Source organism: Corynebacterium bovis DSM 20582 = CIP 54.80 (genome assembly GCF_030408615.1).
GTDB lineage: Bacteria > Actinomycetota > Actinomycetes > Mycobacteriales > Mycobacteriaceae > Corynebacterium > Corynebacterium bovis.
The window spans coordinates 377,704-394,020 of sequence record NZ_CP047187.1 but is presented as its reverse complement, the minus strand read 5'-3'; the positions used below and the strand labels follow the sequence as shown (position 1 = coordinate 394,020).

The window sequence follows — 16,317 nt, the reverse complement described above, 5'->3', positions numbered from 1 at the left end:
GCGGCCGGCCCCCTCAGGGGCGTCGCGGAGGCCGGGCCAGGGTCGGCCATCGCACCACGAGAGCACCTTCTCATTCGAACAAGGAAGTGAGCATCACATGTCGAACGTCGGTAAGCCGCGCACCGCGGCGGAGATCCAGAAGGACTGGGACGAGAATCCCCGCTGGAAGGGCATCACCCGCGACTACACCGCCGAGCAGGTCGAGCAGCTCCAGGGCACCGTCGTCGAGGATCACACCCTCGCGCGCCGTGGTGCGGAGATCCTCTTCGACGCCATCCACGAGGAGGGCGACGGCTACATCAACGCCCTGGGTGCTCTCACCGGTAACCAGGCCGTCCAGCAGGTCCGTGCGGGCCTCAAGGCCGTCTACCTCTCCGGGTGGCAGGTCGCCGGTGACGCGAACCTCTCCGGCCACACCTACCCCGACCAGTCGCTCTACCCGGCGAACTCCGTCCCGCAGGTCGTGCGCCGCATCAACAACGCGCTCCTCCGCGCCGACGAGGTCGCCCGCGTCGAGGGTGACACCTCCGTCGACAACTGGCTCGTCCCGATCGTCGCGGACGGCGAGGCCGGCTTCGGTGGCGCGCTCAACGTCTACGAGCTCCAGAAGGCCATGATCGCCGCGGGTGCCGCCGGTACCCACTGGGAGGATCAGCTCGCCTCGGAGAAGAAGTGCGGCCACCTCGGCGGCAAGGTGCTCATCCCCACCCAGCAGCACATCCGCACCCTGAACTCCGCGCGTCTCGCCGCGGACGTCGCCGGGACGTCGACGCTCGTCATCGCCCGTACCGACGCCGAGGCCGCGACCCTCATGACCTCCGACGTCGACGAGCGCGACGCCGAGTTCCTCACGGGTGAGCGCTCCGCCGAGGGCTACTTCTACGTCAAGAACGGCGTCGAGCCCTGCATCGCCCGCGCGAAGTCCTACGCCCCGTACGCCGACCTCATCTGGATGGAGACCGGCACCCCGGACCTCGAGCTCGCGAAGAAGTTCGCCGAGGCCGTGCGCTCCGAGCACCCGGACCAGCTCCTGGCCTACAACTGCTCCCCGTCCTTCAACTGGTCGGCGCACCTCGAGCAGGACGAGATCGCCAAGTTCCAGAACGAGCTCGGCGCGATGGGCTTCAAGTTCCAGTTCATCACCCTCGCCGGCTTCCACTCCCTCAACTACTCGATGTTCGACCTGGCGTACGGCTACGCCCGCGAGCAGATGACGGCCTTCGTCGACCTCCAGAACCGCGAGTTCAAGGCCGCCGAGGAGCGTGGCTTCACCGCCGTCAAGCACCAGCGTGAGGTCGGCGCCGGCTACTTCGACGCCATCGCCACGACGGTCGACCCGAACTCCTCCACCACCGCCCTCAAGGGCTCCACGGAGGAGGGTCAGTTCCACTAGGACCCCCTCACCCGGGCGCCCCTCGCGGGGTCCCGCCCGGGGACGGGTCCTGCGGGACGACCACGCGGAGGACCCCCGTCCACGGCACCGGATGACCGGTGTCGGGGCGGGGGTCCTTCGTGCGTGGGGGGGCGACCGTGAGGTCGCCGGGTCCGCGGGCCGGGTGGGGGTTCACGGTCCGCGGGCCCCGGTGGGGGTCGGCGGGGTGCCGGCCCCCGGGCGCCCGGTGGGGCGGGGTCAGAGGTTGATCATGTGCCCCATCGTCCCCTCGGCGGCCTCCTTCATGGCCTCCGACAGGGTCGGGTGGGTGTGGACGTTGCGTCCAATCTCCTCGGCCGTGAGGTCGAAGCGCTGCGCCAGCGTGAGCTCGGGGAGGAGCTCCGAGACGTCCGGGCCGACCATGTGCCCGCCGACGAGCTCGCCGTACTCGGCGTCGACGATGAGCTTCACGAAGCCGGTGCCGTGACCGAGGCCCTGGGCCTTGCCGTTCGCGCTGAACGGGAAGGACGCGACCTTGATCTCGCGGCCCTGCTCCTCGGCCCGCTTCCGCGCGGCCTCCTCGGTGTAGCCGAAGGACGCGACCTGCGGCGAGCAGAACGTCGCCCGCGGCATCATCTGGTAGTCGCCGAGCTCCTGGGTCTCGACGTCCGCGATGGTCTCGGCGGCGACGACGCCCTGCGCCTCGGCGACGTGGGCCAGCTGAAGCTTCGCCGTGACGTCACCGATGGCGTAGATGTGCGGCACGGAGGTGCGCATCCGCTCGTCGATCTCGATCGCGCCGCGCTCGGTGAGCGCCACGCCGGTCGTGTCGAGGCCGAAGCCCTCGACGCGGGGCGCGAACCCGATGGAGACCATGACCCGGTCGGCGGTGAGCGTCTCGGAGGCGGAGCCGTCGGCCGACTCGATGTCGACCTCGACGCCCTTGCCCTCGCCCTTGTCGCGGACCGCGGTGGTCTTGTGCCCGGTCTTCAGCGTGACGCCGAGCTTCTTGTACTGCTTGGCGATCTCCTTGGAGACCTCGGCGTCCTCGTTCGGGAGGACCCGGTCCATGAACTCGACGACGGTGACGTCCACGCCGAAGTTCGACAGCACGTAGGCGAACTCCATGCCGATCGCCCCGGCCCCGATGATGACCATCGAGTCCGGCTTCTCGGCGTCGAGGATCTGCTCCTCGAAGGAGACGATGTTGCCGCCGATCGTCACGCCGGGCAGGGACTTGACGACCGAGCCCGTCGCGATGATGCAGTTGTCGAACGTCACCGTCGTGCCGGCGTCGTCACCCTCGGAGACCTCGATGGTGTGGTCGTCGGTGAAGGTGCCGAGACCGTTGATCTCGGTGATGCCGTTCTTCTTCATCAGGTAGTGGACGCCCTTGACGATCCCGGCGGACACCTTGCGCGAGCGCTGGTGCGCGACGCCGAAGTCCATCGAGATGTTGTCGCCCGTGATCCCGTAGGTCTTGGCCTCCCGGGTGATCGTGTGCGCGAGCTCCGCATTCCGGATCAGGGCCTTCGACGGAATGCAGCCGACGTTGAGACAGACACCTCCCCAGTACTGCTTCTCGATCACGGCGGTCTTCAGGCCCAGCTGCGCCGCGCGGATGGCGGAGACATAGCCACCGGGGCCAGCTCCGAGTACTACTACATCAAAATGTTCAGCCACAGTGCCCAAGGATACGTCTCCGCAGCCGTCTTGTCCCCCGGGGGCGTGACACCGACGGTCACCGGTCCGGGGGAACGACGGTCACCGCGGCCGCGATGTACGGTGCGCGTCCCGTCCCGGTGGTCGGCGGGACGGCCCGCGGCGCGGGGAGGGGTTCTTCAGCTCAGCGGGGCTTCCGCCGCACCCGGGCGGCCCGCGGCGCGGGGAGGGGGGTCACCGCGGCCGCGGGGGCGGGGCTCAGATGAGGTGGAAGAACGCCCGGAACGTCGACACCGCGGTCGCGATGGAGTTCAGGGCGGTGCCGAGCATGGTGTCGACGGCGACGACGAAGGAATCGGATCCGTTCATGGGTGTGACCTTTCACGTGTGGGGCGTCCCCGCGTCCCGCGCGACAGGGTGCGACGGGGACCGTGGGCTGGGATTCCCGGGCCCTGTCCGCCGGTGGTGGCACCGGCCGGATCCAGCCCGACGCCCCTACTACACACGGAGTCGGCCGTCGACGCACCCGAGGTCCCCCACGGGGGTACCCGCCCCCGCGGGCGCCCGCCCCGCCGCCCCCGTCCGCCGCCCCCTGCCACGGGGGAGTCCGCGTGGTGTCGAGAATCCCCGGGATCCCGGGTAGAGTGCACACTGTTTCGGCCGGTCGGACGGACCAGCCGTCGTACCTCCGACCACGCGAAGGAACCCACTGATGAAGCGATCCATCGCCCGTGTCGCGGCCGCTGCCGTCACACTTGCCCTGCCCCTCTCCCTCACCGTCGCCCTCCCCGCCGCCCAGGCCGCGGAGCCCGAGGCGCCGGTGGCCCTCGCCCAGACCACCCCGAACCAGAAGCCGAACACCACGGGCTGGCGGGACTACATCAGGGACAAGGACGGCAACTACCGGTACGACAACGTCAAGGAGATCGCGTCGTACTCCCCGTCGATGAAGCGGGACATCCCGCTCGTCCTCATCCAGCCGAAGGACCCGGCGAAGCGCGCGGAGAGCCTGCCGACGCTCTACCTGCTCAACGGCGCCGACGGCGGCGAGGGCTCGGCGAACTGGTTCGCCCAGACCGACCTCATCGACTACTACGGCGACAAGGGCGTCAACGTCGTCGTCGTCATGGCCGGCGCGTACTCCTACTACACCGACTGGCAGCAGCCGAACGCGACGCTCGACGGCGGCGGCGACCGCCAGAACTGGGAGACGTTCCTCACCAAGGAGCTCCCGGAGCCGCTGGAGAAGGCCATCAACGGCAACGGCCGCCGCGCGATCGCGGGCCTGTCGATGTCCGCGACGTCCACGCTGAACTTCGCCGAGCACAACCCCGGGTTCTACAACGCGGTCGGGTCCTTCTCCGGCTGCGCGGCGACGACCGGCCCGCTGTACGAGGCGTACATCGACCAGGTGCTCAACCGCGGTGGCGCGACGTACGAGCAGATGTGGGGCCCGCGCGGCGGTGACGTCGCCCGGAACAACGACGCCCTGCTCAACGCCGAGAAGCTGCGCGGCCAGCACAACATCTACGTCTCCAACTCGACCGGCCTCGCCGGCGAGATGGACCTGCCGTCCGGCCCGATGCTCCGGGGCAAGAGCCCGCTCGGCTCGATCTCCCCGATCGTCGAGGGCGGCTTCATCGAGGCCAGCACGAACGCCTGCACCCACGACCTCGAGGCGAAGACCCGCCTGCTCGGCATCACCCCGCAGACGAACAACATCCAGTTCAACTTCCGCCCGGCCGGCACCCACCAGTGGGGCTACTGGCGGCAGGACATGCGGGACTCCTGGCCGGTGCTCTCCGCCGGCCTCTTCGGCTGACGCGCCGCCGCGGGACGCCGGCTGAGGCGCCGGCACCCGGACGCGCGGCCGGGCCACCCGCACCGCCGCCGGCGCCCCAACCGGCCCGGGCTGCCCGGCCACCCGCACCGCCGCCGGCGCCCGACGGGCCCGGCGCGGCCGCCCGACCGCGCACGTCAGCGCGGGTGAGACGTGGCGTCGTCCCCCGCACCCGGTAGGGTGACACCTGATGTCACAGCGCCCCTCCAGAACCAGCCCGATCGTCGGCCCCCGTGACCCGTACACGGGGGTCGACTACAACCTGGGCTTCCACGTCCTCCGCTACGAACTGGACCTCGACTACGCCGTCGGGCCGAACCAGCTGAGCGGGGTGGCCGACCTTCTCGTCGAGAACTACCGGGCGCTGCGCACCCTCACCCTCGACCTCACGACCTCCCTGCGCGTCCGCTCGGTCCGCGTGACCGGCCACGGGGGCCTCAGCACCCGGGTGCGCCGGTTCCGCCAGAACGCGGGGAAACTCACCGTCACCTTCGCCGACGAGCTCCCCCCGGACTGCGAGTTCACGCTCACGGTCCGCTACACCGGCGTGCCCCGCCCGGTCCGCAGCGTCTGGGGCGACCTCGGCTGGGAGGAGACCGAGGAGGGGTCGATCGTCGCCAGCCAGCCCAACGGCGCGCCGAGCTGGTTCCCCTGCGACGACACCCCCGACGAGAAGGCGACGTTCCGCATCACCGTCACCGCCGACCGGGACACCCCCGCCGTCGCGACGGGCACCCTCGTCTCCGAGTCCACCCGCGGCACCCGCACGACCCGCGTCTTCGAGGCGGACTACCCCACCGCCACGTACCTCGCCGCCGTCCACTGCGGCCCGTTCACCCGGCGCGACCTGCGCCCGGCCGTGACCGACGGCGGGGCGTCCGTGCCCGTCACCGCCTGGCTGCCGTCCGACGGCCACGGCGGCGTCGACGGCCCCACCGCCCGCGACGTCGACCACGACTTCGCCGACCAGACCGCGATGGTCGAGACGTTCAGCCGCCTCTTCGGCCCCTACCCGTTCCCCGACTACACCGTCGTCGTGTCCCCGGAGCGGCTGGAGATCCCCGTCGAGGCGCAGGCCATGAGCACGTTCGGCCGGAACCACGCCGACGGGCGCGGGACCTGGGAGCGGCTCATCGCCCACGAGCTGTCCCACCAGTGGTTCGGCAACTCGGTCGGGCTCGTCGAGTGGCGGGACATCTGGCTCAACGAGGGCTTCGCCTGCTACTCGGAGTGGCTGTGGTTCGAGGCGTCGCGGGGCATCCCCGCGGCGACACACGCCTGGGTCCACCACCGCGACCTGCTGGCCCTCCCCCAGGACCTCGTCATCGCCGACCCCGGCCCGGCGGACATGTTCGACGACCGCGTGTACAAGCGCGGGGCGCTCGCCGTCCACGCGCTGCGGACCGTGCTCGGGGACGGGGCGTTCTTCGACATGCTGCGCCGGTGGACGACCGCGCACCGGCACAGTCTCGTGGAGACGCCGGACCTCGTCGCCGCGGCCGTCGCCGCCGCGGCCGCGCACCCGGACCCCGCGGTGACGGAGGCGGACGTCCGCGCGGTCCTCGACGGCTGGGTGTTCTCGACGGCCCTCCCCGCCTTCCCCGTCCCCGCCGGCGGGGCCGTCCCGGTGGTCACGGACGACGTCGCGGCGTCGCTGCCGGCCGGCACCGGGGCGCCGTCCGTCGACGCCGGGGGCGGCGTCCGGCAGCGGGGCGGGGACGGCCGGTGCCCCGGGGGCGGTCACTGAGATGCGGGCGATGTCGCTGGCGACGGTGTTCGTCGCCGTCGCCGGGTACCTCGTCATCTGGGTGTCGGACAAGGCCCTCGGTGCCGACGGCAAAGAGGCGTTCATGGTCTACTGGGGGCTCTTCTTCGCCCTCGCGGGGCTCATCGACGGGCTCATGCAGGAGACGACGCGGGCCGTCGCCGCTCACCGGGAGACCGTCGGTGCAGGTCACGGGGCCGGAACAGGGAGCGCGGCCGGCGCGGCACCCGTCGCCGACGGGGGGCACGGCGCGCACGCGGTCCACACCCCGGCGGCCGGCGCCCACGCGGCCCACACCCCGACCCTGACCGGCGCGGCCCGCCCGCTCCTCGTCGCCGCCGGCGTCGCCGCGGCCCTCGGCGCGCTGGTCGCCGTGACGTCGCCGCTGTGGGTCGGCACCCTCCTGCCGGACCACCACGCGCTCGGCGTCGCCCTGCTGACCCTCGGCGTCGCCAGCTACACCTTCCAGACCACGGTGTGCGGCCTGCTCTCCGCGGCCGGCCGGTGGAGTCCGTTCGCGGTGCTCATCACGGTCGACAGCGGCGTGCGCCTCGTCCTCGCGCTGCTCGCGTGGGCGGCGGGGTGGCACCTCGTGGCGTTCCTCGTCGTGACCGTCGCCGGCGCCGCGACGTGGCTGGCCGTCGCCGCGGTGAGCCCGTCCGCCCGGTCCGCGCTGCACGGCGTGGCGGACGTGCCGACCCGCGACTTCCTCCGCCGCGCGGGCACGGCGATGCTGGCCTCCGGCGCGAACTCGGTCATCATCACGGGTTTCCCGGTGCTCATCAAGGCGACGACGTCCCTGCCCGACGGCACCCTCGCCGCCGTGATCTTCGCGGTGACGCTCACCCGCGCGCCGATCCTCGTGCCCCTCCAGCGGTTCCAGCCGGTGCTCATCGTCCGGTTCGCGACGGCCCGGGGCCGGGTGCTCCGGGCGGCGGCCGCCCCGATGGCGGCGATCGTCGGGGTCGCGGTCGTGGGGGCGGTCGCGGCGTTCCTCCTGGGGCCGTGGATCCTGCGGCTGTTCTTCACCCCCGAGGTGTGGTCCCCGGGCTGGGTCCTCGCGTGGCTCACCCTCGCGGCGGCGTCGACGGCGCTGCTCATGGTCACCGGGTCGGCGGCCCTCGCCGCGGAGCGGCACGGCCTGTACCTCGGCGGATGGGTGCTGGCGACGGTCGTCGCGGTGCTGCTGTTCCGGCTGGACCTCTCGCCGGAGCTGCGGGCGGTGCTCGGCCTCGGGCTCGGGCCGTTGGCCGGGGTCGTGCTCCACCTCGTCCTGCTGCGCGTGACGGGCGACCCGGCCGCGGGGTCCGGGGCCGCCGCGACGGTGCCGGGTCCGGGGGTGGAGCCGGTCCCGGGGACGGTGCCGGGGCCGGGTGCGGGGTCCGGGTCGGGGGACGACGCCACCCTCCCCGCGGCCGCCACGCCACCCCGCCACGCGGCGTCCCCGTCGACCGGCCGCCACGCGGCGGAGCCCTCCTCGGGCCGGCACGCCGCCGCCGACCCGGACGGCGGTGGCCCCGCCGGCGGCCCGTCCCGCCACGCCGTCCCACCCGGCACGCCGGGGCGGGGTCGCCCCACGGCGGAGGGGGACGTCGTACCATCTCCGCAGCACCCGACGGATCCCTGATCCCCGGGCGACGCGACCGCGACGAGAGGACACCGGAGGCACCGTGAGCGACCAGACCCCGGCACCGGGCCACCCGGCCGACCCCACCCCGGCACCGGGACCCGCCGCCGCCCCCGCGCCGGCGGCGACCCCCGGTGACCCGCTGCCGGACATCGCCGTCGTCGTGACGGTCTACGCGGGCGTCGCGGCGGACGACCTCGCCGTGTGCCTCGGCAGCCTCCTCGGGCAGACGCGGCCCGCCGGGCAGACCGTCATCGTCGCCGACGGCCCGCTCACCCCCGCCCTCGACGGGGTCGTCGAGCGGTTCCACGCGGCGGCCGTCGACCGCGGGCTCTCGTGCGACGTCGTCCGCCTGCCCCGCAACCTCGGCGCCGCCGGGGCCGCGAACGCGGGGATCGCCCGCTGCGACCGGCCGTGGATCGCCCGGCTCGACGCCGACGACGCCGCCACCCCGGAGCGCTTCGCCGTCCAGGCGGCGTACCTCGACGCCCACCCGGACGTCACCGTCCTCGGCACCGCCCTCCACGAGTTCGACGGCGACGCCGTCCCCGCGCCCCCGCGCGACCCCGCGACCGGCGGCCCCGCCCTCGCCCTCGACGAGGACGCCCTGCGCCGCGTGTCCCTCGGCGTCCGGCCGATGCCCGCCGACCACGCGGGGGTCGCGCGGACGATGCGCACGTCCTCCCCCGTCAACAACCCCTCGGTCGTCATGCGCCGGGACGCCGTCGTCGCCGCCGGGGGGTACGGCGAGGTCCGGTACATGGAGGACTACGACCTGTGGGCGCACCTGCTGTCCCGGGGCGCGCGCTTCGCCAACCTCCCGGAACCACTCACGTGGTTCCGCATGTCCCGGTCGACGCTGCGCCGCAGGACGGCCCCCGGAATGGTCGCCGCCGAGAAGGAGATGCAGACAAGGCTGGTGCGTTACGGTGTGGTCGGACGACGACGGGCTATATTTAACCTCGGTATCCGGAGCCTCTACCGGGCGCTGCCCGGTCCGCTGCTCCGCCTGGCGAACCGGGTGCTCTTCCGGTGACCCGGCGCACCCCCGCCCCCATCCCCGATCCACCCCCGACGGACGTGAAGGTACCCCGCACGAGCATGGACAGTGAGCCCCAGCCCCCGGCGCAGACCGGGACCCAGTCGGACGTCTGGCTGGTGATCCCGTGTTTCAACGAAGGCACGGTCATCGGTGACGTCATCCGCCACGCACGCCGGACGTTCCCCAACATCGTCGCGGTCGACGACGGCTCGGCGGACGACTCCGCGGCCCAGATCCACGCCGCGGGCGCGCACCTCGTGCGCCACCCGGTGAACCTCGGCCAGGGTGCGGCGATCCAGACCGGCGTGGAGTACGCCCGGGTGCAGCCCGGCGCGCGGTACTTCGTCACCTTCGACGCCGACGGCCAGCACCAGGTCAAGGACGTGCTCGCCATGGTCGGGCGGCTGCGCACCGAACCGCTGGACATCATCGTGGGCACCCGTTTCGGCCGGCAGCGGCCGGAGGACGAGGTCTCCCAGGTGCCGTGGATCAAGCGGCTCGTCCTCCGCACGGTGGTGCTGCTGTCCCCGACGACACGGCGGCTGGGCCTCACCGACGCGCACAACGGCCTGCGGGCCTTCACCTCCACCGTCGCCGACCAGCTCAACCTCCGGATGAACGGGATGAGCCACGCGAGCGAGTTCGTCCGGCTCATGGTCACCCACCGGTGGCGGGTCGCCGAGCAGCCGGTGGAGATCCTGTACACGGAGTACTCGATGTCCAAGGGACAGTCGCTGCTCAACGGTGTGAACATCATCGCCGACGGATTCATCGCGAGGAGGCTGCCGTGACGGGCACACACGTCATCCAGGTCCTGCTCCTGCTGGCCATGGCCGCGCTGGGGCTGTTCTTCCTGTCGAACCGGCGGAAGGCCCGGGCGAAGGCCGGGGTGAAGATCGGTTTCGTGGTCTTCGTCGTCGCCAGCCTGTGGGCCGTGCTGCGCCCGGACGACCTCACGGTCATCGCGCAGTGGCTCGGGGTCACCCGGGGCACCGACCTGTTGCTGTACGTGCTGGTCATCGCGTTCCTGTTCACGACGCTGTCCACGTACATCCGGTTCCGCGAGCAGGAGCTGCGGTACGCCCGCCTGGCCCGGGCGGTCGCCCTGACGAACGCGGTGCCCCCGGCGGACGACGCACCGGCGGAGGACGCGCCGCACGGCACGCCCGCCGGGTGACCGGCCCCGCCCCCGCCCCGGCCGCGCCCCGCCGCGGACCGACCGCCCCCCTCAACGCACAACGGAGAACCCTGCCCATGCGCACCCTCGTCACCGGCGGCGCCGGTTTCATCGGATCCCACCTCGTCGACGCCCTCCTCGCCGAGGGGCACACCGTCACCGTCGTCGACGACCTCAGCCACGGTCGTCGGACCAACCTGCCCGACGACGTGCCCCTCGTCGAGGCGGACATCCGCACCGCGGACCTCGACGCGATCGTCGCCGAGGCCGCCCCGGAGGTGATCTTCCACCTCGCCGCGCAGATCGACGTCCGGTCGTCCGTCGAGGACCCGGTCGGGGACGCGACGCTGAACATCCTCGCGACGATCCGGCTCGCGGAGGCGGCCCGCCGCCACGGTGTCCGTCGGATCGTCCACACCAGCTCGGGGGGCGCGATCTACGGGCGACCGGAGCTGCCCGTCACCGAGTCGACGGTCCCGGACCCGGAGTCGCCGTACGCGGCGTCGAAGTACGCCGGCGAGATCTACCTGGGCACCTACCGCCACCTGTACGGCCTGGAGTGCGCGTTCATCGCCCCGGCGAACGTCTACGGGCCCCGGCAGGACCCGCACGGGGAGGCCGGTGTCGTCGCGATCTTCTGCCGGAACCTGCTGGCCGGGGAGCCGACCCGCGTCTTCGGCGACGGCGGGAACACCCGGGACTACGTGTACGTCGGTGACGTGGTGCGGGCGTTCATCCTCGCCGCCGGCACGGCCGGGAACGGGCTGCGGTTCAACATCGGCACCGGGGTGGAGACGACGGACCGGCGGCTGCACAGCCTCGTCGCCGAGGCCGCCGGGGCCCCGGACGACCCGGCGTTCGCGCCCGCGCGTCTCGGTGACGTGCCGCGGTCCGCGCTCGACAACACCCGGGCGCGGGAGGTGCTGGGCTGGGAGCCGGAGACGGATCTCGCCGCGGGCATCGCCCGGACCGTGGAGTACTTCCGCGGGCGGTGAGCCGGGGCGGGGGCCGGTCGCGGGGGCCGGGCCCGGGGAGGACCGGTCGCGGGGAGCTGGTCGCGGTGGCCGGGGTCGGGGCCGGTCGCGGGGTCGGTCCCGGGGAGGGTCCCGACGCCGCCCGTCGCCGGGGCCGGCCGGCGGGGGTCAGTCGGCCGCGGGGAGGTGCCGTCGGGAATTGACCGCGACGACGATGAACGCCAGCACCGCCATGACCACGCCGAACCCGAGCATCACCGGGTAGGTGAACCAGTCCCCCAGCTTCGTGAGGATCATCGGGAAGAAGAACCCGATGTACGTCACGACGTAGTAGACCGCCGTGAGCCCGCCGAGGTCGTCCGGGCCGGCGATCCGCTGGACCTCCGTCAGCCCCGAGATGAGGCACAGCCCGTAGGCCGCGCCGAGGATCACCGCGACGACGACCGTGTTCCACACGGTGATGTGCCGGGCGCTGAGTGACGCGACGACCATCCCCACGATGACGAGCCCGAGCCCGAGCAGCGGGCCGCGCGCCGACGTCGCCGAGTTCAGCTGGGGCCCGACCTGCTGGATCGAGTAGCCGCTGGCGAGGGCGACGACGGCCAGCAGGGCGGAGAACGCCACGGGCGCCCCGACGACCCCGCTGGCCAGCGTCGGCATGATCGCGTAGGACACCCCGGCCGCCCCGAACACCCACGGCGCGACCGGCAGGACGACCGTGAGGAACCGCGGGTGCCGCGCGCTCGGCACGCGGAGGTCCGTCCAGAAGCTCCCCGCCACCCGCAGGTGGGCGGACTGCCTCGTCTCCGGGACGGTGAGCAGGCCGAGGAGGGCGACGACCGACACGGCGATGTGCAGGAAGTACGGCAGCTGGCCCGGGATCGGCCCCCACTGGGCCAGCACCCCCGCGACCCCCGCGCCGAGGCCGAAGCCGGCGGTGAGGGACATCGTCGCCCGCTTCGCGCCCGCCCCCGGGCCGGCCGACGGGTCGAACGCGGGGGTGGACAGCTCCTTGATCCACGACCCGCCCGCCGACATCGCGGCCCCGACGGCGAGGCCGGCGCACACCCGGCCGAGGAACATGGGGATCTCGCTGGTCTCCCCCGCCGCGATGAGCGAACTGCCGAGGACCGCGACGACGGGGGCGGGGAGCATGACGACACGCCGGCCGTAGCGGTCCGACAGCGGCCCGGCGAGCATGAGCCCGGCGCCGATGCCGCAGGCGTACGCGGCCATGAGCGAGTCGACGAACAGCGGGCTGAACACGTCCTCACCACGGTAGAAGACGAGCAGCGGGGTGAACTCGTTGCCGCCCCACGCGACGGAGAACACGGCGAAGGCGATGAACAGCCACGCCCGGCGGTCGCGGGAGGGCCGGCCCGGGGACCCGGGGGCCCCGCCGCCCCGCCCGGGGGACCGGGTCGGGTGGAGCTGTCTGACGGCGTCGGACCCGCCGGGGGTGCCGGGGGAACCCGGTGCGGCGTGGGGGCGTGCGACCCCCCGGTCACCAGGCTCGTCGGATGCGTCGGAGTGTTCGCCGGTAGTCATGACGACCATTCTAGAAGCCCCGTCGGGAACGCCGGGCGGCAGCGGCGTCAGCGGTGTCACCCCTCCGCGTGGGCCGCACACGCGGTGCCGTCGTCCTCTTTTCCGTACCCTCGTGACCATGAGCCAGAACACACCGCACCCCACCGACGACGGCACCGTCACACCCGGCACCACGACCGGCGACGCCGCCCACGCCACCCCGTCCACGACCGGCGGTCGCAGCATCCGCCGCAGTCAGGACGCCCCCGCCAAGCTCTCCGAGGTCGCCGACCCCTCGGTCACCCCGGAACTCCAGGCGGTCCTCGACGGCCACTGGGCCGACGCCAAGCAGGCGGTCCGCGCGTCCCTCTCCGAGGGGGACGTCCGCGCCGACCCGACCCTCGACCTCGAGGCCTCCCGCCAGCGCACCCTCGACCAGGTCCGCGCCCTCGCCGAGAGCGGCATGCCGCGCGGCGCGTTCTCCGTCGAGCACGGCGGCAGCGGCGACACCGGTGCGACCCTCACGTCCATCGAACTCCTCGGCCACGCCGACCTCTCCCTCATGGTCAAGGCCGGCGTGCAGTGGGGGCTGTGGGGAGGTGCCGTCGAGAACCTCGGTACCGAACGGCACGTCCCCCTCATCAAGGACATCATCGACCTGCGCGTCCTCGGCTGCTTCGGCATGACCGAACGCGGCCACGGCTCCGACGTGCAGTCCCTCGAGACCACCGCGACGTACGACCCGGAGACGCAGGAGTTCATCGTGAACTCCCCCACCCCGTCCTCCGAGAAGTGGTTCATCGGCAACGCCGCCCGCGACGCGCGGATGGCCGCCGTGTTCTGCCAGCTCCACACGCCGGGTGAGGAGGAGTCGCACGGCGTGCACTGCCTCGTCGTGCCCATCCGCGACGAGAACGGCGCCCCCCTGCCGGGCGTGCGCATCGGCGACCACGGCTACAAGGGCGGCCTCAAGGGCGTGGACAACGGCACCCTCGCCTTCGACCACGTCCGCGTGCCCCGCGAGAACCTGCTCAACAAGTTCGCCGACGTCTCCGAGGACGGCACCTACTCCTCCCCCATCGAGAACCCGAACCGCCGGTTCTTCACCATGCTCGGCGCGCTCATCCGCGGCCGCATCACCGTCGGCGCGGCCGCCGGCGCCTCGGCCCGCACCGCCCTCGACATCGCCGTGCGGTACGCCGACCTGCGCCGGCAGTTCTCCGCCGGCGACGGCCTGCCGGAGAAGCGGCTCATCGACCACCGGAACCACCGGCTGCGCCTCCTGCCCCGCGTCGCGCGCGCGTACGGGCTCCAGCTGGCGACGAACAAGCTCATCGCCCGCGTCCACGAGCTCGAGCACCGCATCACCGACCGGACCGCCATGTCCGAGGAGGACCAGTGGGACCAGCGCGAGCTCGAGGCCCACGCCGCCGCCCTCAAGGCCGCGAACACCGCCCACGCGACGGACACGATCCAGGAGTGCCGTGAGGCCTGCGGCGGTGCCGGCTACATGACGGAGAACTTCCTCACCACCCTCAAGGCGGACTCCGACGTCTTCACGACCTTCGAGGGCGACAACGCCGTCATGATCCAGCTCGCGGCGAAGGAGCTGCTCACCGGGTTCGCCCGCGAGGTCGGCGGCCTGAACCCGCTGGAGATGGTGCGCTTCGGCCTCGACAGCTTCGGCACGCTGCTCAAGCGGCGCACCGCGGCCGAGACCCTCATCCAGAACCTCGTCGACTCGGTGACGAACCAGGAGGAGACCTCCCTGTTCGACCCCGCGTACCAGATCGAGCTGCTGTCCAACCGCGAGGACAGCCTGCTGCGGTCCCTCGTCCGCCGGCTGCGGCCCGCGCAGAAGATGGAGACGGAGGAGGCCGCGCAGGTCGTCGACCGGGCCCAGGACCACCTCATCGCCTGCGGGTGGGCGCACGTCGACCGCATCATCCTCGAGGCCTTCCTCGAGGCGGAGTCCGAGCTGGAGTCCGAGACCGCCCGCCAGGTCCTCGAGCAGGTCCGGGACACGTACTTCCTCTCCCTCATCACCGAGCACGCCGGCTGGTACCAGGAGCAGAACCTGCTCACCGGCACGCGGACGAAGGCGGCCCGCGCGGCGCTCAACGACCTCGTGGACTCCCTCGCGCCGTGGAGCACCGTGCTCGTCGACGCCTTCGCCGTCCCCTCCACCCTCACGTCCGTGCCGTTGCTGACGGACTACGCGGACATGGAGTGGTACGCGGACACGCACCCGGCGCACCCGTCCGAGGGGTAGTCGCCGGGGCGGGGCCCGGCTCAGGCCGGGTCCCCCGGGGCGGGGACGGGGCCGGGGGCGGGCCGGGGCCCGGGACGGGGCCGGTGGCGGGCCGGGGCCCGGGACATCAGGGTCGGGATCAGGGAGAACCCCGATGGTCCCGACGTCCCTTTCCCCGTAGCGTGGCGTCCATGAACACCGAACGCTCCCCCCGCCCCCGGCTCCGCCGCAGCTCCACCAACCGGGTCATCGCCGGCGTCTGCGGCGGCATCGCCGAGTACCTCGGCGTCAGCGCGAAGGTGCTGCGCGCCCTCGTGATCCTCTCCGTCCTGCTGCCGGGCCCCCAGGTCATCTTCTACATCGCCGCCTGGATCCTCATGCCCCGGGGCTGACGGGCCGGGACCGGCCCGGCCCGGGTGTCCCGGGGGCGCACGTCCCGGGGGGGCGCACCGGCAGCGCCCTGCCTCCCGTGTCTCCTCCCCCCCCGGGCGCAGGTCCCGGGGGCACACCGACGCCGCGGACGCAGACAGGCCCCGCCACCCTGAGGTGGCGGGGCCTGTGTCCGTCGCCCGGTCGGTGACCGGGGAGGGGTCCGCTGAGCGGACGGTCCTTACTTCGCGGCGGCGGTCTCGGCGACGTCCGTGGCGGCGTCAGCGGCGTCCGCACCGTTCGAGGAGCTCTCGATGGCGGAGGAGCCGGCCTGCGTCAGCTCGAGCGTGCTGGAGCCGAGGTGGATGGCGGAGGAGCCGATGCCGACCGGGTTGGTCGTGGCGATGGAGGTCGCGAGGGCCGCGGCATCCTTGGCGACGGCGATGATCGGCTTGATGAGGCTCATGACCTCGTCGATGGAACCCATGTGTGTGGCCTTTCACTCAGGTGGAAACTGACATGACTCAGAGTATGCGCGGCCCCACGGGGTGTGAATAGTCCTTCGTCCCGACTTCAGGATCAATAAGAGAGACAAAAGTTGCCCTCTCAGAGACCATGAGTCAGGGCAACGGTTACGCCCATGACCAGGCACGATGCCACACACAGCGGTCGCGGACAATCACAGGAAAACCGCCGGGGCGGCACCCGGAC

13 protein-coding genes are annotated in these 16,317 nt (G+C 72.7%); 10 read left to right on the top strand and 3 right to left on the bottom strand.

Annotated features, from left to right (window positions below):
- Positions 1-97: 97 nt before the first annotated feature.
- Positions 98-1,393 (top strand): isocitrate lyase, encoded by a 1,296-nt coding sequence (gene aceA, locus CBOVI_RS01400; RefSeq protein WP_010275060.1) that lies wholly within the window; start codon positions 98-100, stop codon positions 1,391-1,393.
- Positions 1,394-1,630: 237 nt separating this feature from the next.
- Here aceA and lpdA read toward each other — a convergent pair whose 3' ends face one another.
- Positions 1,631-3,055 (bottom strand): dihydrolipoyl dehydrogenase, encoded by a 1,425-nt coding sequence (lpdA, locus tag CBOVI_RS01395; protein ID WP_010275064.1) that lies wholly within the window; start codon positions 3,053-3,055, stop codon positions 1,631-1,633.
- A gap of 691 nt (positions 3,056-3,746) precedes the next feature.
- Here lpdA and CBOVI_RS01390 point away from each other — a divergent pair.
- The 7 genes from CBOVI_RS01390 (at position 3,747) to CBOVI_RS01360 (ending at position 11,480) form a co-directional block, all read left to right on the top strand.
- On the top strand, positions 3,747-4,856 hold the full coding sequence (locus tag CBOVI_RS01390) for an alpha/beta hydrolase (protein WP_010275071.1): 1,110 nt from the start codon (positions 3,747-3,749) through the stop codon (positions 4,854-4,856).
- Between the two features lie 208 nt (positions 4,857-5,064).
- The gene (locus CBOVI_RS01385; RefSeq protein ID WP_125186425.1) at positions 5,065-6,621 is read left to right on the top strand and encodes a M1 family metallopeptidase; all 1,557 of its coding nucleotides are present in this window, start codon (positions 5,065-5,067) and stop codon (positions 6,619-6,621) included.
- 10 nt (positions 6,622-6,631) lie between these two features.
- Positions 6,632-8,266: a polysaccharide biosynthesis protein gene (locus CBOVI_RS01380; RefSeq protein WP_290214911.1), complete on the top strand. Its 1,635-nt coding sequence runs from the start codon at positions 6,632-6,634 to the stop codon at positions 8,264-8,266.
- Between the two features lie 43 nt (positions 8,267-8,309).
- Positions 8,310-9,302: a glycosyltransferase gene (locus CBOVI_RS01375; RefSeq protein WP_010272302.1), complete on the top strand. Its 993-nt coding sequence runs from the start codon at positions 8,310-8,312 to the stop codon at positions 9,300-9,302.
- A 65-nt stretch (positions 9,303-9,367) separates the two neighbouring features.
- Positions 9,368-10,099, top strand: a complete 732-nt coding sequence (gene ppgS, locus CBOVI_RS01370) for a polyprenyl-phospho-N-acetylgalactosaminyl synthase PpgS (RefSeq protein ID WP_010272305.1) — start codon at positions 9,368-9,370, stop codon at positions 10,097-10,099.
- Entirely contained in the window at positions 10,096-10,485 is a 390-nt protein-coding gene (locus tag CBOVI_RS01365; RefSeq protein WP_125186147.1) for a DUF2304 domain-containing protein, read from the top strand. The genes ppgS and CBOVI_RS01365 overlap by 4 nt, the downstream gene beginning before the upstream one ends.
- 77 nt (positions 10,486-10,562) lie before the next feature.
- Entirely contained in the window at positions 10,563-11,480 is a 918-nt protein-coding gene (locus tag CBOVI_RS01360; protein WP_010266447.1) for an NAD-dependent epimerase/dehydratase family protein, read from the top strand.
- A 147-nt stretch (positions 11,481-11,627) separates the two neighbouring features.
- On the opposite strand, the gene CBOVI_RS01355 is transcribed toward CBOVI_RS01360, so the two are convergent.
- A complete protein-coding gene (locus tag CBOVI_RS01355; protein WP_010266443.1) occupies positions 11,628-13,016 on the bottom strand; it encodes an MFS transporter in 1,389 nt (462 codons plus the stop codon).
- A gap of 109 nt (positions 13,017-13,125) precedes the next feature.
- Between CBOVI_RS01355 and CBOVI_RS01350 the strand changes: the two genes are divergently transcribed.
- Together CBOVI_RS01350 and CBOVI_RS01345 are read left to right on the top strand one after the other, a co-directional pair.
- Complete coding sequence (locus CBOVI_RS01350; RefSeq protein WP_010266442.1) at positions 13,126-15,258, top strand: acyl-CoA dehydrogenase family protein; 2,133 nt, start codon at positions 13,126-13,128, stop codon at positions 15,256-15,258.
- A 170-nt stretch (positions 15,259-15,428) separates the two neighbouring features.
- Positions 15,429-15,629, top strand: a complete 201-nt coding sequence (locus CBOVI_RS01345; RefSeq protein WP_010270027.1) for a PspC domain-containing protein — start codon at positions 15,429-15,431, stop codon at positions 15,627-15,629.
- A gap of 218 nt (positions 15,630-15,847) precedes the next feature.
- Here the strand turns inward: CBOVI_RS01345 and CBOVI_RS01340 are convergent, their stop codons facing one another.
- Positions 15,848-16,093 carry a hypothetical protein gene (locus CBOVI_RS01340; protein WP_010270031.1) on the bottom strand — a complete coding sequence of 82 codons (246 nt, stop codon included), beginning with the start codon at positions 16,091-16,093 and terminating at the stop codon, positions 15,848-15,850.
- Positions 16,094-16,317 lie beyond the last annotated feature (224 nt).

Bases quoted from the DNA above. Each gene is read 5' to 3' on its own strand.
- CBOVI_RS01385 (WP_125186425.1), top strand. From the start codon at position 5,065: ATGTCACAGCGCCCCTCCAGAACCAGCCCGATCGTCGGCCCCCGTGAC.
- CBOVI_RS01340 (WP_010270031.1), bottom strand. From the start codon at position 16,093: ATGGGTTCCATCGACGAGGTCATGAGCCTCATCAAGCCGATCATCGCC.
- CBOVI_RS01355 (WP_010266443.1), bottom strand. From the start codon at position 13,016: ATGGTCGTCATGACTACCGGCGAACACTCCGACGCATCCGACGAGCCT.
- aceA (WP_010275060.1), top strand. From the start codon at position 98: ATGTCGAACGTCGGTAAGCCGCGCACCGCGGCGGAGATCCAGAAGGAC.
- ppgS (WP_010272305.1), top strand. From the start codon at position 9,368: ATGGACAGTGAGCCCCAGCCCCCGGCGCAGACCGGGACCCAGTCGGAC.
- CBOVI_RS01380 (WP_290214911.1), top strand. From the start codon at position 6,632: ATGTCGCTGGCGACGGTGTTCGTCGCCGTCGCCGGGTACCTCGTCATC.
- CBOVI_RS01390 (WP_010275071.1), top strand. From the start codon at position 3,747: ATGAAGCGATCCATCGCCCGTGTCGCGGCCGCTGCCGTCACACTTGCC.
- CBOVI_RS01345 (WP_010270027.1), top strand. From the start codon at position 15,429: ATGAACACCGAACGCTCCCCCCGCCCCCGGCTCCGCCGCAGCTCCACC.
- CBOVI_RS01360 (WP_010266447.1), top strand. From the start codon at position 10,563: ATGCGCACCCTCGTCACCGGCGGCGCCGGTTTCATCGGATCCCACCTC.
- CBOVI_RS01350 (WP_010266442.1), top strand. From the start codon at position 13,126: ATGAGCCAGAACACACCGCACCCCACCGACGACGGCACCGTCACACCC.